The 18,241-nt window shown below is 74.0% G+C and carries 19 protein-coding genes, 1 tRNA gene and 2 pseudogenes; 11 read left to right on the top strand and 11 right to left on the bottom strand.

Annotation, left to right across the window (positions count from 1 at the left end; translation table 11 throughout):
* Positions 1 to 6: 6 nt before the first annotated feature.
* Positions 7 to 79 (bottom strand) — tRNA-Thr (locus BJF79_RS24145).
* A 114-nt stretch (positions 80 to 193) separates the two neighbouring features.
* Here BJF79_RS24145 and BJF79_RS24140 point away from each other — a divergent pair.
* Positions 194 to 538 (top strand): YciI family protein, encoded by a 345-nt coding sequence (locus BJF79_RS24140; RefSeq protein WP_075900734.1) that lies wholly within the window; start codon positions 194 to 196, stop codon positions 536 to 538.
* Between the two features lie 29 nt (positions 539 to 567).
* Here BJF79_RS24140 and rlmB read toward each other — a convergent pair whose 3' ends face one another.
* From rlmB to BJF79_RS61330, 6 genes and pseudogenes are all read right to left on the bottom strand, one after another.
* Positions 568 to 1,464 carry a 23S rRNA (guanosine(2251)-2'-O)-methyltransferase RlmB gene (rlmB, locus tag BJF79_RS24135; RefSeq protein ID WP_316043425.1) on the bottom strand — a complete coding sequence of 299 codons (897 nt, stop codon included), beginning with the start codon at positions 1,462 to 1,464 and terminating at the stop codon, positions 568 to 570.
* Between the two features lie 63 nt (positions 1,465 to 1,527).
* Complete coding sequence (gene cysS / locus BJF79_RS24130; protein ID WP_075900676.1) at positions 1,528 to 2,913, bottom strand: cysteine--tRNA ligase; 1,386 nt, start codon at positions 2,911 to 2,913, stop codon at positions 1,528 to 1,530.
* A 60-nt stretch (positions 2,914 to 2,973) separates the two neighbouring features.
* Positions 2,974 to 3,843, bottom strand: a complete 870-nt coding sequence (locus BJF79_RS24125; RefSeq protein WP_316043426.1) for an RNA polymerase sigma factor — start codon at positions 3,841 to 3,843, stop codon at positions 2,974 to 2,976.
* Between the two features lie 211 nt (positions 3,844 to 4,054).
* A pseudogene (locus tag BJF79_RS65780) lies at positions 4,055 to 4,201 on the bottom strand (RNA polymerase sigma factor); the annotation flags it as partial.
* A 38-nt stretch (positions 4,202 to 4,239) separates the two neighbouring features.
* The gene (locus BJF79_RS24120) at positions 4,240 to 4,605 is read right to left on the bottom strand and encodes a YciI family protein (RefSeq protein ID WP_262402499.1); all 366 of its coding nucleotides are present in this window, start codon (positions 4,603 to 4,605) and stop codon (positions 4,240 to 4,242) included.
* Between the two features lie 139 nt (positions 4,606 to 4,744).
* Positions 4,745 to 5,521: a DUF6585 family protein gene (locus BJF79_RS61330; RefSeq protein WP_143220125.1), complete on the bottom strand. Its 777-nt coding sequence runs from the start codon at positions 5,519 to 5,521 to the stop codon at positions 4,745 to 4,747.
* A gap of 200 nt (positions 5,522 to 5,721) precedes the next feature.
* Here BJF79_RS61330 and BJF79_RS24110 point away from each other — a divergent pair, with 200 nt between their 5' ends.
* The 3 genes from BJF79_RS24110 to fahA are packed head-to-tail and all read left to right on the top strand — an operon-like array spanning position 5,722 to position 9,239.
* Positions 5,722 to 7,173, top strand: coding sequence for a DUF2637 domain-containing protein (locus BJF79_RS24110; protein ID WP_075900670.1), 1,452 nt, complete (start codon positions 5,722 to 5,724; stop codon positions 7,171 to 7,173).
* A 9-nt stretch (positions 7,174 to 7,182) separates the two neighbouring features.
* Entirely contained in the window at positions 7,183 to 8,028 is an 846-nt protein-coding gene (locus BJF79_RS24105) for a hypothetical protein (protein ID WP_075900668.1), read from the top strand.
* Positions 8,025 to 9,239 (top strand): fumarylacetoacetase, encoded by a 1,215-nt coding sequence (gene fahA, locus BJF79_RS24100; protein WP_075900666.1) that lies wholly within the window; start codon positions 8,025 to 8,027, stop codon positions 9,237 to 9,239. Before BJF79_RS24105 ends, fahA begins: the two co-directional genes overlap by 4 nt.
* A 29-nt stretch (positions 9,240 to 9,268) precedes the next feature.
* Here fahA and ispF read toward each other — a convergent pair whose 3' ends face one another.
* The gene (gene ispF / locus BJF79_RS24095; RefSeq protein WP_083733781.1) at positions 9,269 to 9,739 is read right to left on the bottom strand and encodes a 2-C-methyl-D-erythritol 2,4-cyclodiphosphate synthase; all 471 of its coding nucleotides are present in this window, start codon (positions 9,737 to 9,739) and stop codon (positions 9,269 to 9,271) included.
* Between the two features lie 22 nt (positions 9,740 to 9,761).
* Positions 9,762 to 10,244: a CarD family transcriptional regulator gene (locus BJF79_RS24090; protein WP_026404819.1), complete on the bottom strand. Its 483-nt coding sequence runs from the start codon at positions 10,242 to 10,244 to the stop codon at positions 9,762 to 9,764.
* A gap of 390 nt (positions 10,245 to 10,634) precedes the next feature.
* On the opposite strand from BJF79_RS24090, the gene BJF79_RS61325 reads away from it, so the two are divergent.
* From BJF79_RS61325 to BJF79_RS24080, 3 genes are all read left to right on the top strand, one after another.
* On the top strand, positions 10,635 to 10,868 hold the full coding sequence (locus tag BJF79_RS61325; RefSeq protein WP_262402492.1) for a hypothetical protein: 234 nt from the start codon (positions 10,635 to 10,637) through the stop codon (positions 10,866 to 10,868).
* The gene (locus BJF79_RS24085) at positions 10,862 to 11,380 is read left to right on the top strand and encodes a hypothetical protein (RefSeq protein ID WP_262402491.1); all 519 of its coding nucleotides are present in this window, start codon (positions 10,862 to 10,864) and stop codon (positions 11,378 to 11,380) included. The genes BJF79_RS61325 and BJF79_RS24085 overlap by 7 nt, the downstream gene beginning before the upstream one ends.
* A 152-nt stretch (positions 11,381 to 11,532) precedes the next feature.
* Positions 11,533 to 12,408 carry a hypothetical protein gene (locus BJF79_RS24080; RefSeq protein WP_143220124.1) on the top strand — a complete coding sequence of 292 codons (876 nt, stop codon included), beginning with the start codon at positions 11,533 to 11,535 and terminating at the stop codon, positions 12,406 to 12,408.
* 104 nt (positions 12,409 to 12,512) lie between these two features.
* Here BJF79_RS24080 and BJF79_RS24075 read toward each other — a convergent pair whose 3' ends face one another.
* Positions 12,513 to 13,193 carry a response regulator transcription factor gene (locus BJF79_RS24075; protein ID WP_075900660.1) on the bottom strand — a complete coding sequence of 227 codons (681 nt, stop codon included), beginning with the start codon at positions 13,191 to 13,193 and terminating at the stop codon, positions 12,513 to 12,515.
* Positions 13,190 to 14,370: pseudogene (locus tag BJF79_RS24070) on the bottom strand (sensor histidine kinase). Before BJF79_RS24070 ends, BJF79_RS24075 begins: the two are co-directional and overlap by 4 nt.
* A 180-nt stretch (positions 14,371 to 14,550) precedes the next feature.
* Here BJF79_RS24070 and phoU point away from each other — a divergent pair.
* From phoU to BJF79_RS24045, 4 genes are all read left to right on the top strand, one after another.
* Positions 14,551 to 15,213 carry a phosphate signaling complex protein PhoU gene (phoU, locus tag BJF79_RS24065; RefSeq protein WP_075900658.1) on the top strand — a complete coding sequence of 221 codons (663 nt, stop codon included), beginning with the start codon at positions 14,551 to 14,553 and terminating at the stop codon, positions 15,211 to 15,213.
* 212 nt (positions 15,214 to 15,425) lie between these two features.
* Complete coding sequence (locus tag BJF79_RS51420; RefSeq protein WP_187357048.1) at positions 15,426 to 16,001, top strand: protein kinase domain-containing protein; 576 nt, start codon at positions 15,426 to 15,428, stop codon at positions 15,999 to 16,001.
* Between the two features lie 101 nt (positions 16,002 to 16,102).
* Positions 16,103 to 17,368 (top strand): PQQ-binding-like beta-propeller repeat protein, encoded by a 1,266-nt coding sequence (locus BJF79_RS24050; RefSeq protein WP_075900652.1) that lies wholly within the window; start codon positions 16,103 to 16,105, stop codon positions 17,366 to 17,368.
* Positions 17,355 to 18,241, top strand: an 887-nt coding sequence (locus BJF79_RS24045; protein ID WP_143220122.1) for a serine/threonine-protein kinase, incomplete at its 3' end; no start/stop codon positions are given. The genes BJF79_RS24050 and BJF79_RS24045, both read left to right, overlap by 14 nt.

Here is an 18,241-nt window from a genome sequence, read left to right as displayed (position 1 = left end):
CGTGGGAGCCGGCGAGGGGACTTGAACCCCTAACCTTCTGTTTACAAGACAGATGCTCTGCCAATTGAGCTACGCCGGCGCGGCTCTCCCGCATCGTAGTCGACGCGGGACGAGTGTGCGCGGCGGGATCGGGGTTGGACGGGCGCGAGCCGGGGAGTGTGGGGGTGTCGGCCGGTTCGAGGGGGGCAGTGTCGTGCGGTTCGTGCTCAACATCATCCAGCCCGTGGGTGTGACGCCGCCGCCGGACGAGCTGGAGCTGATCATGGCGGAGTTGAAGGATCTGCGGCGGGACCTGGAGCTGTCGGAGAACTGGATCTTCGGGGCCGGGTTGGAGGCGCCGCGGGAGAGCACGGTGGTGCGGATGCGCGGCGACGAGTGCGTGGCCAGGGACGGGGCTTACGCGGAGGCGGACGAGTGCGTCGGGGGCTTCGCGGTGGTCGAGGCCGTGGACCGGGACGCGGCGTTGCGGTTGGCCGCACGGTACGCGCAGGTCACGGGGTTGCCGATCGAGGTCCGGCCCGTCAGCGTCTTGCCTTGATCCCGTCGAGGTTCACGAGCGGCGGCGGCTCACCTCGTAGAGCGCGATTCCCGCGGCGACGCCCGCGTGAGGGACTCCGCGGCGCCGGGCATCGGGATCGTGGCGAGCATGTCGCAGGTGTCGGCGACGAGCCGGCCGAGGCCCTTGCCCTCGGAGCCGACGACCAGGACGAACGGGCCCCCGGCGACTTCGAGGTCGGCGACGGTGACGCCGCCGCGCGCGTCCAGTCCGGCGACGAAGCAGCCGGCCTTCTGGTAGGCCTTGAGCTGCCGGGTGAGGTTGGTCGCCTGGGCGACCGGGACGCTGGCGAGGGTGCCCGCGGACGTCTTCCAGGCGCCGGCGTTGACGCCCGCGGCGCGGCGTTCGGGGACGACCACGCCGGACGCGCCGAACGCGGCGGCGGAGCGGACGATCGCGCCGAGGTTGCGGGGGTCGGTGATTCCGTCCACCGCGACGATGAGCGGCGCGGCGCCCTTGAGGAGGTCGTCGGGGTGCGCGTACCGGTAGGGGCGCACCTGGAGGGCGATGCCCTGGTGGACGGCGCCGTCGGTGAGCCGGTCGAGTTCGTTCTTGCCGGTTTCGAGGAGCGGGACGTTCCGGTCGGCGGCGAGCTGGATCGCCTCGCGGACGCGGTCGTCGGTGCCGGAGGTGACGTAGAGGGCCGTTCCGGGCACGCCGGCGCGGAGCGCCTCCAGCACCGGGTTGCGGCCGGTGACCAGCTCGGGGACCTCGCCGTTGGCGCGGCGGGCCCCGGCCGGACGGGACGGGCGGGCGCGGTCGTCGGCCGCGGGCCTGCGGGCGCCCGGCCCGACGGTGGGCGTGCCGGTGCGCTTGGCGCTCTTGACGGCCCGGGCCTTCTGGCGCTTGCCGTGCCAGTGCCGGTCCTCGGCCTTCGGTGTGGGTCCCTTGCCCTTGCCCTTGGCCATGGTCCTGCCCCTCGCGACGTCGCCGAAATCCAACGTCCCAGTTTATCCGGGGCGAGCGGGGGCTCAGTCCTTCTTGAGTTCCCAGCGGGCGCCGTGCGGGGTGTCCTCGACGACGATCCCGGCGGCGGTGAGGCCGTCGCGGATGGCGTCGGCGGCCGCGTAGTCCTTCCGCGCGCGCGCCGCCTGCCGCTGTTCGAGGGCGACGCCGACGAGGGCGTCGACGACGGGCCGCAGGTCGTCGTCCGTCCGCGCCCACTCGTCCGAGAGCGGGTCGAGGCCGAGCGCGCCGGACATCGCCCGGACGGCCGCGAGGTGCCCGCGGACGTCGGCGTCGTGCGCGAGCGCGTTGTTCCCCTGCCGGACGGTGTCGTGCAGGACGGCGAGCGCCTGCGGGACGCCGAGGTCGTCGTCCATCGCGGCGACGAAGGCTTCGGGGAGTTCGCCGGGTTCTCCCGGGCCGACGAGTTCGGCGGCGCGGGTGACGAAGCCCTCGATCCGCTGGTAGGCGGAGACGGCCTCGGCGAGCGAGGCGTCGGTGTAGTCCATGAGGGAGCGGTAGTGCGCCGACGCGAGGTAGTAGCGGATCTCGGCGGGGCGGGCCCGGCCGAGCAGGTCGGTCAGCAGGACGACGTTGCCGATCGACTTGCTCATCTTCTCGCCGTCGACGGTGAGCAGGCCGTTGTGCAGCCAGTAGCGGGCGAAGTCGTCGCCCGCGGCGCGGGACTGGGCGATCTCGTTCTCGTGGTGGGGGAAGATCAGGTCGACGCCGCCGCCGTGGATGTCGAACGTGGCGCCGAGGTACTTGGTCGCCATGGCGGAGCATTCGAGGTGCCAGCCGGGACGGCCGTCGCCCCACGGCGTCTCCCAGGACGGTTCGCCGGGCTTCGCGCCCTTCCACAGTGCGAAGTCGCGGGGGTCGCGCTTGAGGTCCTCGTTGGGGGTGTCCCCGGCCGAGCGCATGTTGTCGAGCCGCTGGTTGGACAGTTCGCCGTACTGATCGGCCCAGGATTTGACGTCGAAGTAGACGTCGCCGTCCGCGGCGTAGGCGTGCCCGGCGTCGATCAGCCGCCGCATCAGCACGATCATCTCCGGGACGTGCCCGGTGGCGCGCGGCTCGATCGTGGGCGGGAGGCAGCCGAGCAGGTCGTAGCCGCGGTTGAAGGTGCGCTGGTTGCCCTCGGCGACGGCGAACCACGGGACGCCCTGCTCGGCGGCGACCGCGATGATCTTGTCGTCGACGTCGGTGACGTTGCGCGCGAACGTCACGTCGTAGCCGGACGCGTTCAGCCAGCGGAGCAGGACGTCGTAGATGACGCCGGAGCGGAGGTGGCCGATGTGGGGTGCGGCCTGCGGCGTGGCACCGCACACGTACATCCCCACACGGCCCTCTTCCAGGGGCTTGAACGTGCGGACGCTACGGGTACCGGTGTCGTAAAGGCGCAGACTCACAGGCCCAGGTTATTGGATCAGGGTCGACCCGTGCGGGCCCCACGAGAAGACCGCGTGGAGTCAGTCTTCTCCGCCATGGGCGAGCCCGGCGATCCGGGCTTGCAGGTAGCGCTGTTCGGGACGGCTCGTGGTGGCGCGCGCGGCCCGCCGGTACTCCGCGCGGGCGGCGGCCGGGTCGCCGGCCCGTTCCAGCAAGTGGGCGCGGACGGCCGCGAGCCGGTGGTGCCCGGCGACGCGCTCGTCGCCGTCGAGTCCGGCGAGCAGGTCGAGCCCGGCGCGGGGACCGTCGACCATCGCGAGCGCCACCGCCTCGTTCAGGGTGACCATCGGGTTCGGCGCGAGGTGGGACAGCACGCGGTAGAGCGCGAGGATCTGCCGCCAGTCGGTGTCGTCGGCGTGCTCCGCCTCCGCGTGCACGGCCGCGATCGCCGCCTGCAGCTGGTACGGGCCGGGCGGCGACCAGGTGAGCGCGTCGGTGATCAGCGTCGTCCCCTCGGCGATGGCCGCGCGGTCCCAGCGCGTCCGGTCCTGCTCGGCGAGCGGGACGAGCGCGCCGCCGGGGCCGCTGCGGGCGGCGCGGCGCGCGTCGGTGAGCAGCATGAGCGCGAGCAGCCCGGCGACCTCGCCGTCGCCCGGCAGCAGCCGGTGCAGGCCGCGGGTCAGCCGGATCGCCTCGGCGGTCAGGTCGGCGTGCTGCAGGTCGGGGCCGCCGGACGCGGTGTACCCCTCGTTGAAGATCAGGTAGAGGACGTGCAGGACGGCGCGGAGGCGCGCGTCCCGTTCGTCCGGCGGGGGCGGCGCGAACCGGGCCCCGGCCGCCTTGATCTTCTGCTTGGCGCGGCTGATCCGCTGCGCCATCGTCGCCTCCGGGACGAGGAACGCGCGGGCGATCTGCGCGGTGGTGAGCCCGCCGACCGCGCGGAGGGTCAGCGCGACCTGCGACGACGGCGTCAGCGCCGGATGGCAGCAGAGGAACAGCAGGGTGAGGGCGTCGTCGCGGTCGGCGACCCGGTCGGCGTCGGCGGGAGTCGTCGTGCGCGGGGGCCTCGTGGGCGGCCGCCGCCTCGCGGTCGCGGCGGGCGCGCTCGCTGCGCCACTGGTCGGTGAGCCGCCGGGACGCGACGGTCACCAGCCAGCCGCGCGCCTGCTCGGGGACGCCCCGCTCCGGCCACTGGACGGCCGCGGCGAGCAGCGCCTCCTGCACGGCGTCCTCGCACGCGCCGAACGCGCCCGCGCCGTGCCGCCGGACGAGCGTGCCGAGGACCTGCGGCGCGAGCTCCCGCAGCACCTCCTCGATCGCGGCGGTTCGGGGCGTCCCCGGGGACGTCACATCTCCGTCCCTGATTCGCCCATGACCGCCCGGACCTCCATGCGGCCGCCGAACCGGACGTCCGGCCAGCGGGACGCGATCTCCACGGCCCGGTCGAGCGAGTCGCAGTCGACGGTGAGGTACCCGGCGAACTGCTCCTTGGCCTCGACGAACGGCCCGTCGGTCACGACGGGCGGCGCCCCGGCGGGGCCGGCCGCACGGACCGTCCGGGTCTCGGACGGGTCGGCCAGCGCCTCCCCGCCGACCCACTCGCCCGAGTCGGCGAGTTCCTTCATGAGCCCGTCGACCTCGCCGAACAGCGCGGTGCGCTCGTCCTCGGTCAGTTCCTCGACGAAACCGGGCCGATTGAAGATCAGCAGCATGTACTTCACGAGTCATCGTCTCCTTTGTTCGCGTCGTGCCGCCGCGGCCCGGCGGCACGTCCGGCCGCCGCGTTTCGGCGGCCGGCACGGAAGGATCGGAGCCGGGGCCGCGTCCTCGACATTCTCTCCAGAAAATCTTCTAGGACGCGTCGTGCAGGCCGCCGACCTCGGCGCACAGGGCGGTGAAGGCGAGCGCGTCCGGCACCTGCCCGGCGAGCGCGGCCAGCGTCGCGCCCGGCGCCGTCACCGACACGAGCCCGTTGTCGATCCCGACGTCCCGGACGGATCTCCACGGCAGCCGCTCGCCGTCCTTCTCCACACCGTCCAGATCGACCGTGAACGGCCCGAGCCGCACGATCTCGCCCGTCCGGACCGATTCCAGATGCCGCGCGACCGTCCGGTCGGTCACCTCCGCGGCGACCGCCTCACCGAGTTCCCGCACGTCGGGCAGCGGATCGCCGAGCCACAGGACGCGTCCGTCCGCCGCGGCGACCGTGAACCGCCAACGGACGCGCGAACCGTACTGGACGCCCGAGACCGTCACCGACACCAGTTCGTCCCACCCGTACTCGACCGCGTCGCTTCGCATCCGGACGGCCACGCCCTCGATGTGCAGGACCGCCACGCGGACGCCCGACCACAGGCCGTCCCGTCCGGCGATCCAGCCCGCGCGCCCGCGTACGCCATGCCGAGCAGCGCCGCGGCCGTCCCGAGCCCCCACCGGCCGGTGACCAGCGCCCACACCGCGAGCGGGGTCAGCAGCGCCGCGGCCAGCACCGGGACGCGGCAGCCAGCCCAGTGCGGCGCGCCGGGCCGGACGCCGCGTCGAACGTCCGGACGGGTGCGCCGAGCCGTCCGGCTCCCCCGGAGACCACCACCGCGCTACCCGGCCGGACGGCGCCGGACCCGCGGGCATGCGCGCGCCCCGCGCCTGCGATCTACTGCACGCTGCACGGGATCGCCCCTCCCTACTGAACGTTTCTCCATACCGTACGTCGAGGCCCATAACGTACGCAGCGCGAGATGATCACGGTGAAGTGGGCAGTCTGCGGCGCCCGGGCTGGCTAACCTCGCTGGAGGATCACCCACAAGGCGCACCTCCCCGGAACGAGAGCCATGCCAACCGACCCCGCCACGTCCGCCACAATCCGGTCCGGCGGCCCCCGCTACACGCGGGGCCAGCGCCGGCTGCTCACCGCGCTCGCCGGGCTCGTCGTCGCCGCGCTCGCCGCCGGCGCCTTCGCGCTCACCTACGACACGCTGCGCGACCTGGCCGTCGCCGGGCGGGTGGACGAACGCTGGGCGCCGATCTACCCCGCGATGGCCGACGCGCTGATCACGATGACGCTGCTGTCGCTCGCCATCACCCGGGGCGCCCGCTGGTTCACGCGGCTGCTGCGCTGGGCCCTGCTCCTGCTGCTCGCCGCCGGACTCGCCGCGCTGGCCGTCCAGGACGCCGTGTGGGGCCTCGACCCGCTGCCCGACGACCGGGTCCGCGCGGGCGTCGCCATCGCCCCGCACGTGACGCTGATGATCGCCGTCTGGCTGTGGATGACGCTGTTCAAGCAGATCCGGCTGGCCCGGCCCGGGGGCGACGCCGTCGAGGTCGTCGAGACGCAGCGCGGCCACGTCAAGGTCCTGCCCGCGCTGGAGGGGCCCGCCGAACCCGACGAGGCCGCCGGGGCCGACGAGGCCGCGCGGTCGGCCGGTCTCGACATCCTGCCGGGCGTGGCGCCCGCACCGGGCGATGCCGGTTTCGATATGGGGCGCGGGGAGGTGGAGCGTATGGACGTGGCGCGTATGGATGTGGCGCACGTCGATGTCGCCCGGGTGCCTGCACCGGCCCCGGCTCCGGACCTCGCACCGGACGAACTCGCGTTCGACGAACCGGAACCCGTGTTCGACCGCGCCTTCGGGCCCGTGGGCCCGCACGTCGACGAGCGGGGGCGCGGACCCGTCCGGCGCTCGAACCCCCGGCCGAACCCGAGCCCGAACCCGCGCAGCACGACCGCACGCCGCACGACCGCACGTGGACGGACGAACCGCCGCGCGCGCACGTCCCCGCACCGAGGCCCGAAGCCGAACACGTCGACGACCCCGCGCGGGACGACGCACTCCCGGTGGAGCAGGGGGCGGCGTGGGACGAAGATCCGCACCCGGAGCCCGAGGCGCCCCGGGGACATGACCGGACGCCCGGGTACGAACCCGCGTGGACGGACGAGCCCGCGGCCGAACCCGCCGCCGAACCCGCGGAGCCGCCGCGCCCCGCCCCGGCGCTGCTCCCCACGGACGTCGAGGTGGCCCGCGCCGCCGGCGTCCGCCCCGCGACGCGCGCCCGCCCGCCCGCACGACCCGTCCCGACATCGTCGTAACGGGGCTGGACGATCACGACTCCGAAACCCCCGGCGCCGACCGCGGAAGACCCCGACGCCGGTGGGCCCGTGGACGAGGACCCGGACGACCGCTGGGAGCCGCACCCGCCGCCGTCCGAGAACTTCCGCAGCGGCCCCACTCCGCCCGCCGGCTGACGGCCGCCCGCGGCCCGTTCACGGGCGCCATCGCGGGTAGGTCTCCGGCATGGTGTTCGAGCGGCTCGTCGACGACGCCGCGCTCGCCGCGCCCGGTACGCCCGCGGACGAGGCGTTGCGCGCGTACCGGGCATTCGCGGAGCGTCCCCCGGCGGGACGGCTGCGGTGCCCGGTGTCGCGGCTCGCCGAGCTGCGGCGGCACCTGGTCCCGGAGGACCTGCTCGATCTCGCGGTCGTCGCCGACGCCCGGACGGACGACGCGCTGCCGGGCGTCCTGGACGGCGTGCGCGGCGAGCCGCGGGTGCGCCCGGTGTCGGTGCACGCGGCGCTGCCGCCGGACGCCGACCAGGCGCGGGCCACCGCCGTGGCGATCGCGCGGCTGCCCAGGGACGCGCCCGTGTTCATCGGTGTCCGGCACCGCCCCGGCCGGCGGGCGTCCCTCGACCGGATCGCCGCCGCCCGCGCCCGGGGCGTTCCGCTCGGGGTCGAGTTCCGGGCCGAGGAGGCGGCCGAGTTCGTCCCGGCCTGCCTGGAGCGCGACCTCCCGTTCACGTGCACCGCCGCCGACGCCTCGCCAGCGCTCCTCCTCCGCGTCCTCCTCCTCACCGCGAACGCCCGAACGTCCCCCGGGCCGTCTGCACAGGACGGACGCGCCGACCGCGCCTCGCCGCACAACGACCGGACGGCCGCCGCGCCGGACGCTTCGTTCCGAGCCCGTTCGGACGGCTGCGAGGGGCTGATGGAGCGGGTTCGGGGGCTTGATCGCGATGCCGTGGGGGCGGTGCGGCGGGTGTTCGTGGGGTTCGCGGTGCCGGATGTGGCCGCGTTCCTCCGGGGGCTCGATGATCTCGGGCCGGTCAGAACGCGCGACATTGGGGAACATCTGTCTCCATGACGACCGAATCGTGGGTGGAGAGCGCCGCGGACGGCGGGTTCGGCATCGAGAATCTGCCGTACGGGGTGTTCGCGCGGCCTCGGGAACTGCCGCGCGTCGGGGTGGCGATCGGCGACCGGGTGCTGGATCTGGCGGGGCTGGCGGCGGACGGGACGATCGACGGCCGCCGCTGGTTCGCGTCCGGGTCGCTCAACGCGTTCATGGCCGCCGGACGTCCGGCATGGCGGGCGAACCGGGACAGGCTGGTCCAGCTGCTGACGGACGCGGCCTTCCGGGAGCGGGTGCGACCGCATCTCGTGCCCCTCGGGGACGTCGAGTTGCTGCGGCCGTTCGAGGTGGCCGACTACGTCGACTTCTACTCGTCCGAGCATCACGCGACGAACGTGGGGCGGATCCTCCGCCCGGACCGGGCGGCCCTCGGGGCGAACTGGAAGCGGCTCCCCGTCGCCTACCACGGACGTGCGGGGACGGTGTACCCGTCGGGGACGCCGATCGTGCGGCCGTCCGGGCAGCGGCGGACCGGCGACGAGGACGAGCCGGTGTTCGGCCCGTCGCTGCGGCTGGACTTCGAGGCGGAGGTCGGGTTCGTGGCCGGCGTCCCGTCGGGGACGGGACGGGGCGTGCCGACATGGGCGTTCCGCGACCACGTGTTCGGGTTCGTCCTGGTGAACGACTGGAGCGCGCGGGACTTGCAGGCGTGGGAGTCGCAGCCGCTGGGGCCGTTCCTGAGCAAGTCGTTCGCGACGTCGGTGTCGCCGTGGGTGGTGCCGGTCGCGGCGCTGGAGGCGGCGCGGGTGGAGCCTCCGGCGCAGGATCCGGAGCCGCTGCAGTATCTGCGGTGCGACGAGCCGTGGGGGCTGGATCTGCGCCTGGAGGTGCTGATCAACGGACGGGTCGCGGCGCGGCCGCCGTTCGCGTCGATGTACTGGACGTCGCCGCAGCAGCTCGCGCACGCGACGGTGAACGGGGCGCCGCTGCGGACGGGCGACCTGTTCGCGTCCGGGACGGTGTCGGGCCCGGAGCGGGCCCAGCGCGGGTGCCTGCTGGAGCTGAGCTGGAACGGCCGGGAGCCGCTGGAGCTCGACGGCGGGATGCGGCGGGCGTTCCTGGAGGACGGCGACACGGTGACCGTGCGGGCGTCCGCTCCGGGAGCGGGCGGCGCGACGATCTCGCTGGGCGAGGTGTCGGGGACGGTGCACCCGCCGCTATGACGGTGCCGGTCCCGACGGTGCGACCGCCGCTATGAGCGCGGGACGACGAGGGCGTTGGCGATCGCGGCGAGGCCCTCGCCGCGTCCGGTGAGGCCGAGCCCGTCGGTGGTGGTGGCCGAGATCGACACGTCGGCGCCCGCGAGGGCCTCGGCGAGGGTCTTCTCGGCCTCGTCGCGCCGCTTGCCGATCTTCGGGCGGTTGCCGATGATCTGGATCGCGACGTTGCCGATGTCGTATCCGGCCTCGTCGACGAGCCGGGCGACCTCGCGCAGGAGTGTCGCACCGGACGCGCCGGACCAGCGCGGGTCGTCCGTCCCGAAGACGGCGCCGAGGTCGCCGAGGCGGCAGGCCGACAGGAGCGCGTCGCAGGCGGCGTGCGCGGCGACGTCGCCGTCGGAGTGCCCGGCGAGGCCGTGGCCTTCGCCGGGCCATTCCAGCCCGGCGATCCACAGCGGTCGGGGTTCCGACGAGAACGGGTGGACGTCGACACCGACGCCCACCCGGGGAAACCGTGCGTTCAACTCAGCCGGCCAGGACCTCGTCGAGCAGCGCCTCGGCCTTGTCCTCGTTGGTCTTCTCGGCGAGCGCGAGCTCGCTGACCAGGATCTGCCGCGCCTTGGCGAGCATGCGCTTCTCGCCGGCCGACAGGCCCCGCTCCTTGTCCCGCCGCCACAGGTCGCGGACGACCTCCGCGACCTTGTTCACGTCGCCGGACGCGAGCTTCTCAAGGTTCGCCTTGTACCGGCGCGACCAGTTGGTGGGCTCCTCGGTGTAGGGTGCGCGCAGCACCTCGAACACCTTCTCCAGACCCTCCTGGCCGACGACGTCGCGGACACCCACGTCCTCGACGTTCTCAACCGGAACCTGTACTGTCAGGTCGCCCTTGTCGACCTTCAAGACCAGATAGGTCTTTTCCTCACCCTTGATGGTGCGAGTCTCGATGGCCTCGATCCGAGCAGCCCCGTGGTGGGGGTAGACGACGGTGTCGCCGACCTGGAAAGTCATGTGACAAGTACCCCTTCCGCTGCAACCAGGATAGCACGGAAACCGGTGAGGCCGTACCGGCCTTGATGGCATATGCCCAGGTCAACCCCCATATTGGGCCATTGACAAAGCCCGTTGATGATGCATCGGCCTCCTGTTCCGCCCACCGAACGCGACCGCGCGGTGACTCCGCCGCGGCCCGGGCGCCGTTATCGGGTGGGCCGCCCGGACGGCAAGACCCCCGGCCGGACGAGGCCGGAAGAAGGCTTCGATGGTTCGGCCGCAAGCACCCCATACTGGAAGGTGAGCCTCCCGCGTGGCGCGGGTACGAAGCGCCGGAAGGGCCCCAAACGGGACATCCCCGCGGAGGCGGCCGACGGTCCCCGGCGGATCGAGGATGGTGATGGCGGCGTGAGGTCGGACGGCGACCCCGACCCGGACGACTACGGTCTCCCCCGGGTCGACATCGTGGTGCCCGACGACGCCCGCGAGCTCGACCGCGACGTCGTCGCCTACCGCCGCGAGGAGCGCGGCGACGCCGCCGCGCCCGGGCCCGCCGGGTCGCCCGTCCGTTCACCCGGTTCGGCGTCGCCGTCCCGCTCATCGCGGGCGCGCTGCTGGTCGCGCTGGTCAGCGGCGTGCTGATGACGGTGTTCGGCCCGCAGCCCGCGCCGCGCCCGACGACCGCGCGGCTCGCCCCCGACCCGACGGCGAGCCCCGGCGACGTCGGCGGCCTGCTGCCCGCGGGGAACGTCACGCTGGCGGACGGGTCGGTGAAGCCGCTGCGCGAGATGCGTCCGGGGGTGATCGGCATCGTCCCGCCCGGTTACCGGTGCGGCCCGCTGGTCGCCGACATCGCCGCGCGCACGCGCGCGAACCAGCTCAACTTCTGGCTCGTCGCCGATCCGCGCACCGCGGGCGACCGCGAGCCCGTCCCGGTGAAGGACGTCAGGGAGTGCGCGGGCACCGCGCACCGGGGCACCCCGCTGGTCGTCGAGGACGAGCGCGGCCTGCTGGCCGGTACGTACACGCCGAAGCCGGGCGCCGCGATCACCACGGTTTTCGTCGAACCGGACGGCGTCGTCGCCGATGTGGTTCCGAACCAGAAATCGGGCAAGGATCTGGACCAGAAGATCAAGGATCTGACGGTCGGCTGAGATCTCCGGCATTCCGGACGACCCGGGGCGGGCGTCGTCGGCGTGTCGGTACCCCGAAGCGGGGGTCGCGGGCGGGCCTCGCTACGCTTCCTCTGGCGTATCTCACGCCGATCTTCCGATCTCAACGCCTTATCCACGAGGAGACCGTCGCCGTGATCCGTAACAGCCGTCGAGTGGCCACGCTCGCCGTCGCGGGCCCCGTCGCCATCGCGCCGGTGATCTCCGGCTGCGGCGCCGGCACGACACCGCAGAGCGCCGCGCCCACGCGGCTCACCGACGGGGTGAACGCCCAGCTGCCCGCGGACGGGGCCGCGCAGATCTCCCTCCGCAACATGTTCGTCCTCGGCCCGCAGGCGGGCGCGCCCGTGCCCCAGGGCACGTCCCTCGCGCTGTACGGCGTCCTGATCAACCAGGTCGAGGGCAAGGCCGACACGCTCGTCTCGGTCAGCTCTCCGCTGTTCTCCGGCGCCCGCATCGAGGGCGGCTCGCTGGACCTGCCGGCCGCGGCGCCGGACGGCCTGGGCGGCACGGCGAAGCTGCTCGGCCAGGGCGCCCCGACGCCGGGCCCGACGAACCCGCAGCAGCCCGGCGGCGCGCAGTCCCCGACGTCCGAGCCCACCGGCCCCGGCTCGACCGCCGAGCCCACGCAGTCGCCGACGTCGGAGAACACCGCCGAGCCGCCCCCGACCCCGCAGCCGTCGGGCGCGACGCACCCGATCGTGGTGCTGGAGGGCCTGAAGCAGCAGCAGCTCGCGGGTTCGCCGGTTCCGATCCGCCTGCAGTTCAAGAACGCGGGCGCGATCGAGCTGCGGGTCCCGATCGTCGCGCAGCAGGAGGAGTACGCGACGTACCCGCTGGTCAGCCCGACGCAGCCCGCGCAGCCGGGCACCGAGAGCCCGTCCCCGAACACCGAGCAGACGCCCGGCGGCACCGAATCCCCCGGCACGGAGCAGACGCCGGGCACGGAGCAGACGCCCGACGGGTCGGAGACCCCCGCCACGGGCGAGGGCGAAGCGGCCGGTCACTGACGGACGCGCGAAGGCACGACAGAGGCCCGGACGGCGAGCGCATCGCCGTCCGGGCCTCTTCACGTTCGCGGCGGCCGGGGCCGCCCGGGCGCGAGGCCCGCCGATCAGGGCTCGAACTTGTAGCCCAGACCGCGCACGGTCACGATGTAGCGCGGCGTGGACGGCGCCTCCTCGATCTTGGCGCGGAGCCGCTTGATGTGGACGTCCAGGGTCTTGGTGTCGCCGACGTAGTCCGCGCCCCACACCCGGTCGATGAGCTGCATGCGGGTCAGGACGCGGCCGGCGTTGCGCAGCAGCACCTCCAGCAGCTCGAACTCCTTCAGCGGGAGCTGGACGGGCTCGCCGCCGACGCTCACGACGTGCCGTTCGACGTCCATCCGGACGGGCCCGGCCTCCAGCGTCGCGGGCATCGGCTCGGGCTCGTCGCCCTGGCGGCGCAGGACGGCGCGCATGCGGGCGATGAGCTCGCGCGGCGAGTACGGCTTGGTGACGTAGTCGTCGGCGCCGAGTTCGAGCCCGACGACCTTGTCGACCTCGCTGTCCTTGGCCGTCAGCATGATCACCGGGACGTTGGACTTCGTGCGCAGCTCCCGGCAGACCTCGGTGCCGGGCAGCCCGGGGAGCATCAGGTCGAGCAGCACGAGGTCGGCACCGTTGCGCTCGAAGATGTCCAGCGCGTCGGGGCCGGTGGCGGCGACGGCCACCTCGAAGCCTTCCTTGCGCAGGTTGTACGCCAATGCGTCGCTGTACGACTCCTCGTCTTCAACGACGAGAACGCGGGTCACGGTGTTGCCTCCCGGGCGGTTTTCAGGGCGGCGGGAACGAACGGGTCGAGCAGCGGGAGCCGGATCGTGAACGTCGACCCGGAGCCCTCCTTGCTCCACACCGTAACCTCCCCGCCGTGTTTGCTGGTGACGTGCTTGACGATGGCGAGACCGAGGCCGGTGCCGCCGGTCTGGCGGGAGCGGGCCGGGTCCACCCGGTAGAACCGCTCGAAGATCCGCTCCACTTCGGCCTCGGGGATCCCGATGCCCTGGTCGGTCACGTTGAGTTCGACGAACCGGTCCTCGCACCTGCGCGTCGACACGACGACGCGGGTGTGTTCGGGGCTGTAGGCGACCGCGTTGTCGACGAGGTTGCGCAGCGCGGTGATCAGCAGTTCGGTGTCGCCGCGGACCCGCAGGCCCTCGGTGCCGCCGATGGCCAGTTCGATGTCCTTGCTGGACGCCTTGATCTGGCAGCGGTCGACGGCCTCGGCGGTGACGTCGTCCAGCGGGACCGGCCCGAGGTCGGGCAGCGGCTCGTCGCCCTGCACCCGGGAGAGGGTCATGAGGTCCTGCACGAGGTGGTTCAGCCGGACGGACTCGATCTGCATCCGCCCGGCGAACCGGCGCACGGCGTCCGGGTCGTCGGCGGCGCCCTCGACGGTCTCGGCGAGCAGCGACAGCGCGCCGACGGGCGTTTTCAGCTCGTGGCTCACGTTGGCGACGAAGTCGCGGCGGATCGCTCGGTGCGCCGCATGTCGGTGAGGTCTTCGGCGAGGACGAGGACCAGTCCGTGCGTCCCGAGGGGCGCGACGCGCACGGCGAACCAGCGTCCTTCGGCGCGCGCGCGGAGACGGGACGGGACGACCTGTATCTCGGTCTCGCGGATCTCCCCGTCGCGGCGCACGAGGCGTGCCATCGCGAGCAGTTCGTCGACGACGAGCCGGTCGCCGCTGACCAGGCCGAACGCCCGGGCGGCGGAACTGGCGCGCAGGACCCGGTCCTCGCCGTCCACGACGACCGCCGAGGAACGCAGCACGCTGAGGACCGACGCGATGCCCGGCGGCATGCCGCTCACGGGCGTCGCCGGGGCCACCGTCCGCTGGGCTCGCTCGCTCACGCGCACCGCCAATCCCGTCGCGAGCCCTATCGCGAGCCCGGCAAGCCCGACCAGGCTCGCGACAATCTCGACCTCCACACCTCGGATGGTAAGCGGGCATCGAGCCCAAGTAGTCCCAACGTGCAGGTCAACGCAGTGTCGTTCCCCGAAAGTTCACCTTCTTATACGGACGGATTCACGCCGGCAAGGCATGCTGTTGCGTGGGTGAGTCCGCTCACCGCCCCCAACCCTCCGCCGTTTTCTCCCAGAGGATCCCAATTGCGCGACGCCTACCACGAGGAGCTCGACGCCCTCAGCGACCAGCTGGTCGAGATGACGCGGCTCGTCAGGTCCGCGATGGCCCGCGCGGTGACCGCTCTCCTGGACGCCGATCTGCGGCTTTCGGAGGAGGTCATCAGCGCCGACGAGCACGTCAACAAGATCGACGCCGACATCGAGCAGACGGTGTTCGACCTGATGGCGCGGCAGCAGCCGGTCGCCGGTGACCTGCGCACCCTGATCACCACGCTGCGGATGAGCGGCGACCTCGAACGGATGGGCGACCTCGCCGTCCACATCGCCAAGACCGCGCGCCGCCGCCACCCCGAACCGGCCGTCCCGCCCGAGCTGCAGGCGACCGTCCTGGAGATGGGGCAGATCGCCGAGCGCATGATCGCCAAGGCGGGCAGCGTGATCGCGTCGCAGGACGTCGAGATGGGCCTGGAGCTCGACGCCGACGACGACCAGATGGACCGCCTGCACCGGCGGCTGTTCGACAAGCTGCTCTCCCCCAAGTGGAAGCACGGCGTCGAACCGGCCGTCGACATCACCCTCGCGGGCCGGTACTTCGAGCGGTTCGCCGACCACGCCGTCCACGTCGCCGAGAACGTCGTGTACCTGGTGACGGGCCAGCGGCCCGAGGAGATCAACGACATCGCCTGACGCGCGCACGGCGCGGCGCGCTCCGCGAACGGCCTCCGGAAAGCCCGCGGGGCGGCCCCGGGGGCCGTTAGCCTTTCGGAGCCGTATCGGACGTTGCACGGAGGGTCAGGGCCGGTGGAGCCGCTGCAGCCGGACGATCCGCGCGGGATCGGCCCGTACCGGATCGCGGCGCGGCTCGGCGCGGGCGGCATGGGCGTCGTCTACCTGGGACGATCGCGCGGCGGGCGGCCCGTCGCGGTCAAGGTCGTGCACCGCCGGTTCGTCGGCGAGGAGCGGTACCGGGCCCGGTTCCGCCGCGAGGTCGACGCCGCCCGCGCGGTCGCGGGCGCCTTCACCGCGCCGGTGCTGGACGCGACCCGGACGCCGCCACGCCCTGGCTCGCCACCGCCTACCTGCCGGGCCCGTCGCTGCGGGAGGCGGTCGACCGGGTTCGGCCCGCTGCCGCCGGACGCGCTGGGCGGCTCGCCGTCGGGCTCGCCGAGGCGGTCGCGGCGATCCACCGCGGCGGCCTCGTGCACCGCGACCTGAAACCGGGCAACGTGCTGCTGACGGCGGACGGCCCGCGCGTGATCGACTTCGGGATCGCGCGGCCGGAGGGCGCCACCGCGATCACCCGGGCGGGCGCGCCCATCGGCACGGCCGGGTACATGGGCCCCGAGCAGGTGCGGGGCGAGCGGGTCGGCCCGCCCGGCGACGTCTTCGCCCTGGGACGACGATCGCGTACGCGGCGTCGCGCGTCGAACCGTTCGGGACGGGCCCGGCGCGCGCCCGTCACCTGCGGGTACTGACCGGCGACGCCGACCTGCGCGCCGTCCCGGGGCCGTGGCCGCGCGACCTCCTCGCGTCCTGCCTGCGGCTCGAACCGGAGGCGCGCCCGTCCGCGGCGGAGGTGCTGGACGCGCTCGGGCGGCCGGGCCCGGACGAGCCGTCCCTGCAGGGCGTCGGGTGGCTGCCCGCGCCGGTGGCCGCCGTGGTCGAGCGCCGCACCACCGAAGTCGTCCCGGCCGCCGTCGCGGCCGCGCCGTGGCGTCCGGGGCGCCGGACGTTCATCACGGGGATCGGCGCCGGGGTGCAGACGGTCGCGGCGGCGGCGAGCGTCCCGCTGACCGGCGGCACGGCCGACGGCGGCGAGACGGAGGCCGCCGCGGACCCCCCGGAGCCGCCGCCGCGGGGCGTCCCGAAGTGGAAGTGGCGGTTCCCCGGCGAGAGCGTCGGCCTGCGCCCGGCGGGCGGCGTGGTCCTCGCGAGCACCGGTGAGGACGACGCCCGCGCCGTCCACGCGCTGGACCCGCGCACCGGCGAGGTGCTCTGGGAACGCGCGAACGCCTACGCCACGGTGGCCGGTGACGACGTCTACCTGGCCGAAGACGACCGGGTGCGGGCCGTCCGGGCATCCTCGGGCGACACGCGCTGGACGTACGATTTCGCGTTCGGCGAGGGCGGCGTGCAGGCGGCGTCCGGATCCGTGGTCTGCTTCGGCATCTCGGGCGAACAGTCCCGGATCGGGGCGCTGAGCAGCAAGGACGGGCGCCGCCGCTGGACGTCGGAGCCGTTCGACCGCCTCGCCGAAGCGTTCGCCGGCGACGACCTCGTGGTGGCGGCCGCGCCCACCGGACTGACCGCGCTGGACGCCGAGACCGGACGGCCCCGCTGGACGTACCGGATCGACAACGGCGCGCACCTGGTCATCGACCGCGGCCTGGTCCTCGCCTGGGACCGCCTCGGCACCCTGCACGCGCTGCGCGCCGCCGACGGGCGTCCCGCCTGGAAACACCGGAACACGAGCGCGCTGACGATCCTCCTCGACGAAAACCACGTCTATCTGGAGGAAGCGGACGGCGTGGTCGTCGCGCTCGACACCGCGACCGGACGTCCCGCCTGGTCGCGCCGGATCGCGCACTTCGACGACGACCCCCGCGCCCAGGCGACCATGCTGTGCCTCGACGGCGGAACCTTGTACGCAGCGTGCAGGGACGCCACACTGTACGCATTGGGCGCGGCCGACGGCCGCGTCCGCTGGACCTACCAGGCGGAGGCGATCCGGCTCACCCCTCCCGTCGGCGCCGCCGGGCTCGTGTGCGTCGCGACGAAGGACGGGCACGTCCGGGCGCTCGCCCCGCCGGACACCCCCGGAGGATCACGTGCAGGCCCTTGACCCCGGCGACCCCCGCTCGGTCGAGACGTCCGGACGCCCGTACCGGCTCCTCGCGCGGCTCGGCTCCGGCGGCATGGGCACCGTCTACCTGGGGCGTTCAGCCGCCGGACGGGCCGTGGCGATCAAGATCGTGCACCCGGAGTTCGCCGCCGACGAGCGGTTCCGGGAACGGTTCCGGCGCGAGGCCGAACTGTCCGCGACCGTCGGCGGCGGGTTCACCGCGCCGGTCGTCGACGCCGCCCCGGACGCCCCGGCGCCCTGGCTGGCGACGGCGTTCCTGCCCTCGGTGCCGCTGCGCGACGCCGTCCGGACGTCCGGTGCGCTGCCGCCCGCCGCCGTCCGGTACCTGGCGGCCGGGGTCGCGGAGGCGCTCGCCGAGATCCACGGCGCCGGGATCGTGCACCGCGACCTCACCCCCGCGAACGTCCTGCTGACCGCCGATGGGCCGCGCGTGATCGACTTCGGCATCGCCCGCGCCCTGGACGCCGCCACGATCACGAACTCCGAGACGCCCCTCGGCGCGCCCGGCTTCATGTCCCCCGAGCAGGCCGCCGGGGACCCGATCGGCCCGTCGAGCGACGTCTTCACGCTCGGCGCCACGCTGATGTACGCGTCCACCGGCCGCGAACCGTTCGGCACGGGCACCTGGCACGAACAGGTGCTGCGGCTGCGCTCCGAACGCCCGCGCCTCGACCGCGTCCCCGACGAGGAGCTGCGCGCGCTGATCGCCGAGTGCATGGACCGCGACCCGTCCCGCCGCCCGACCGCCGCGCGGCTCGTCGACCGCCTCGGCGCCGAGCCGGTCGCCTGGCCGCCCGCGATCGCGGGCGAGATCGACCGGGCGCGCGAAGGAGGCCGAGCACCCGCCGGTCG

It is taken from the genome of Actinomadura sp. CNU-125 (genome assembly GCF_001942465.1).
Classification (GTDB): Bacteria; Actinomycetota; Actinomycetes; order Streptosporangiales; family Streptosporangiaceae; genus Spirillospora.
Note: the sequence above shows the minus strand (reverse complement) of the source record. Positions and strands in the feature narration are given on the sequence as shown.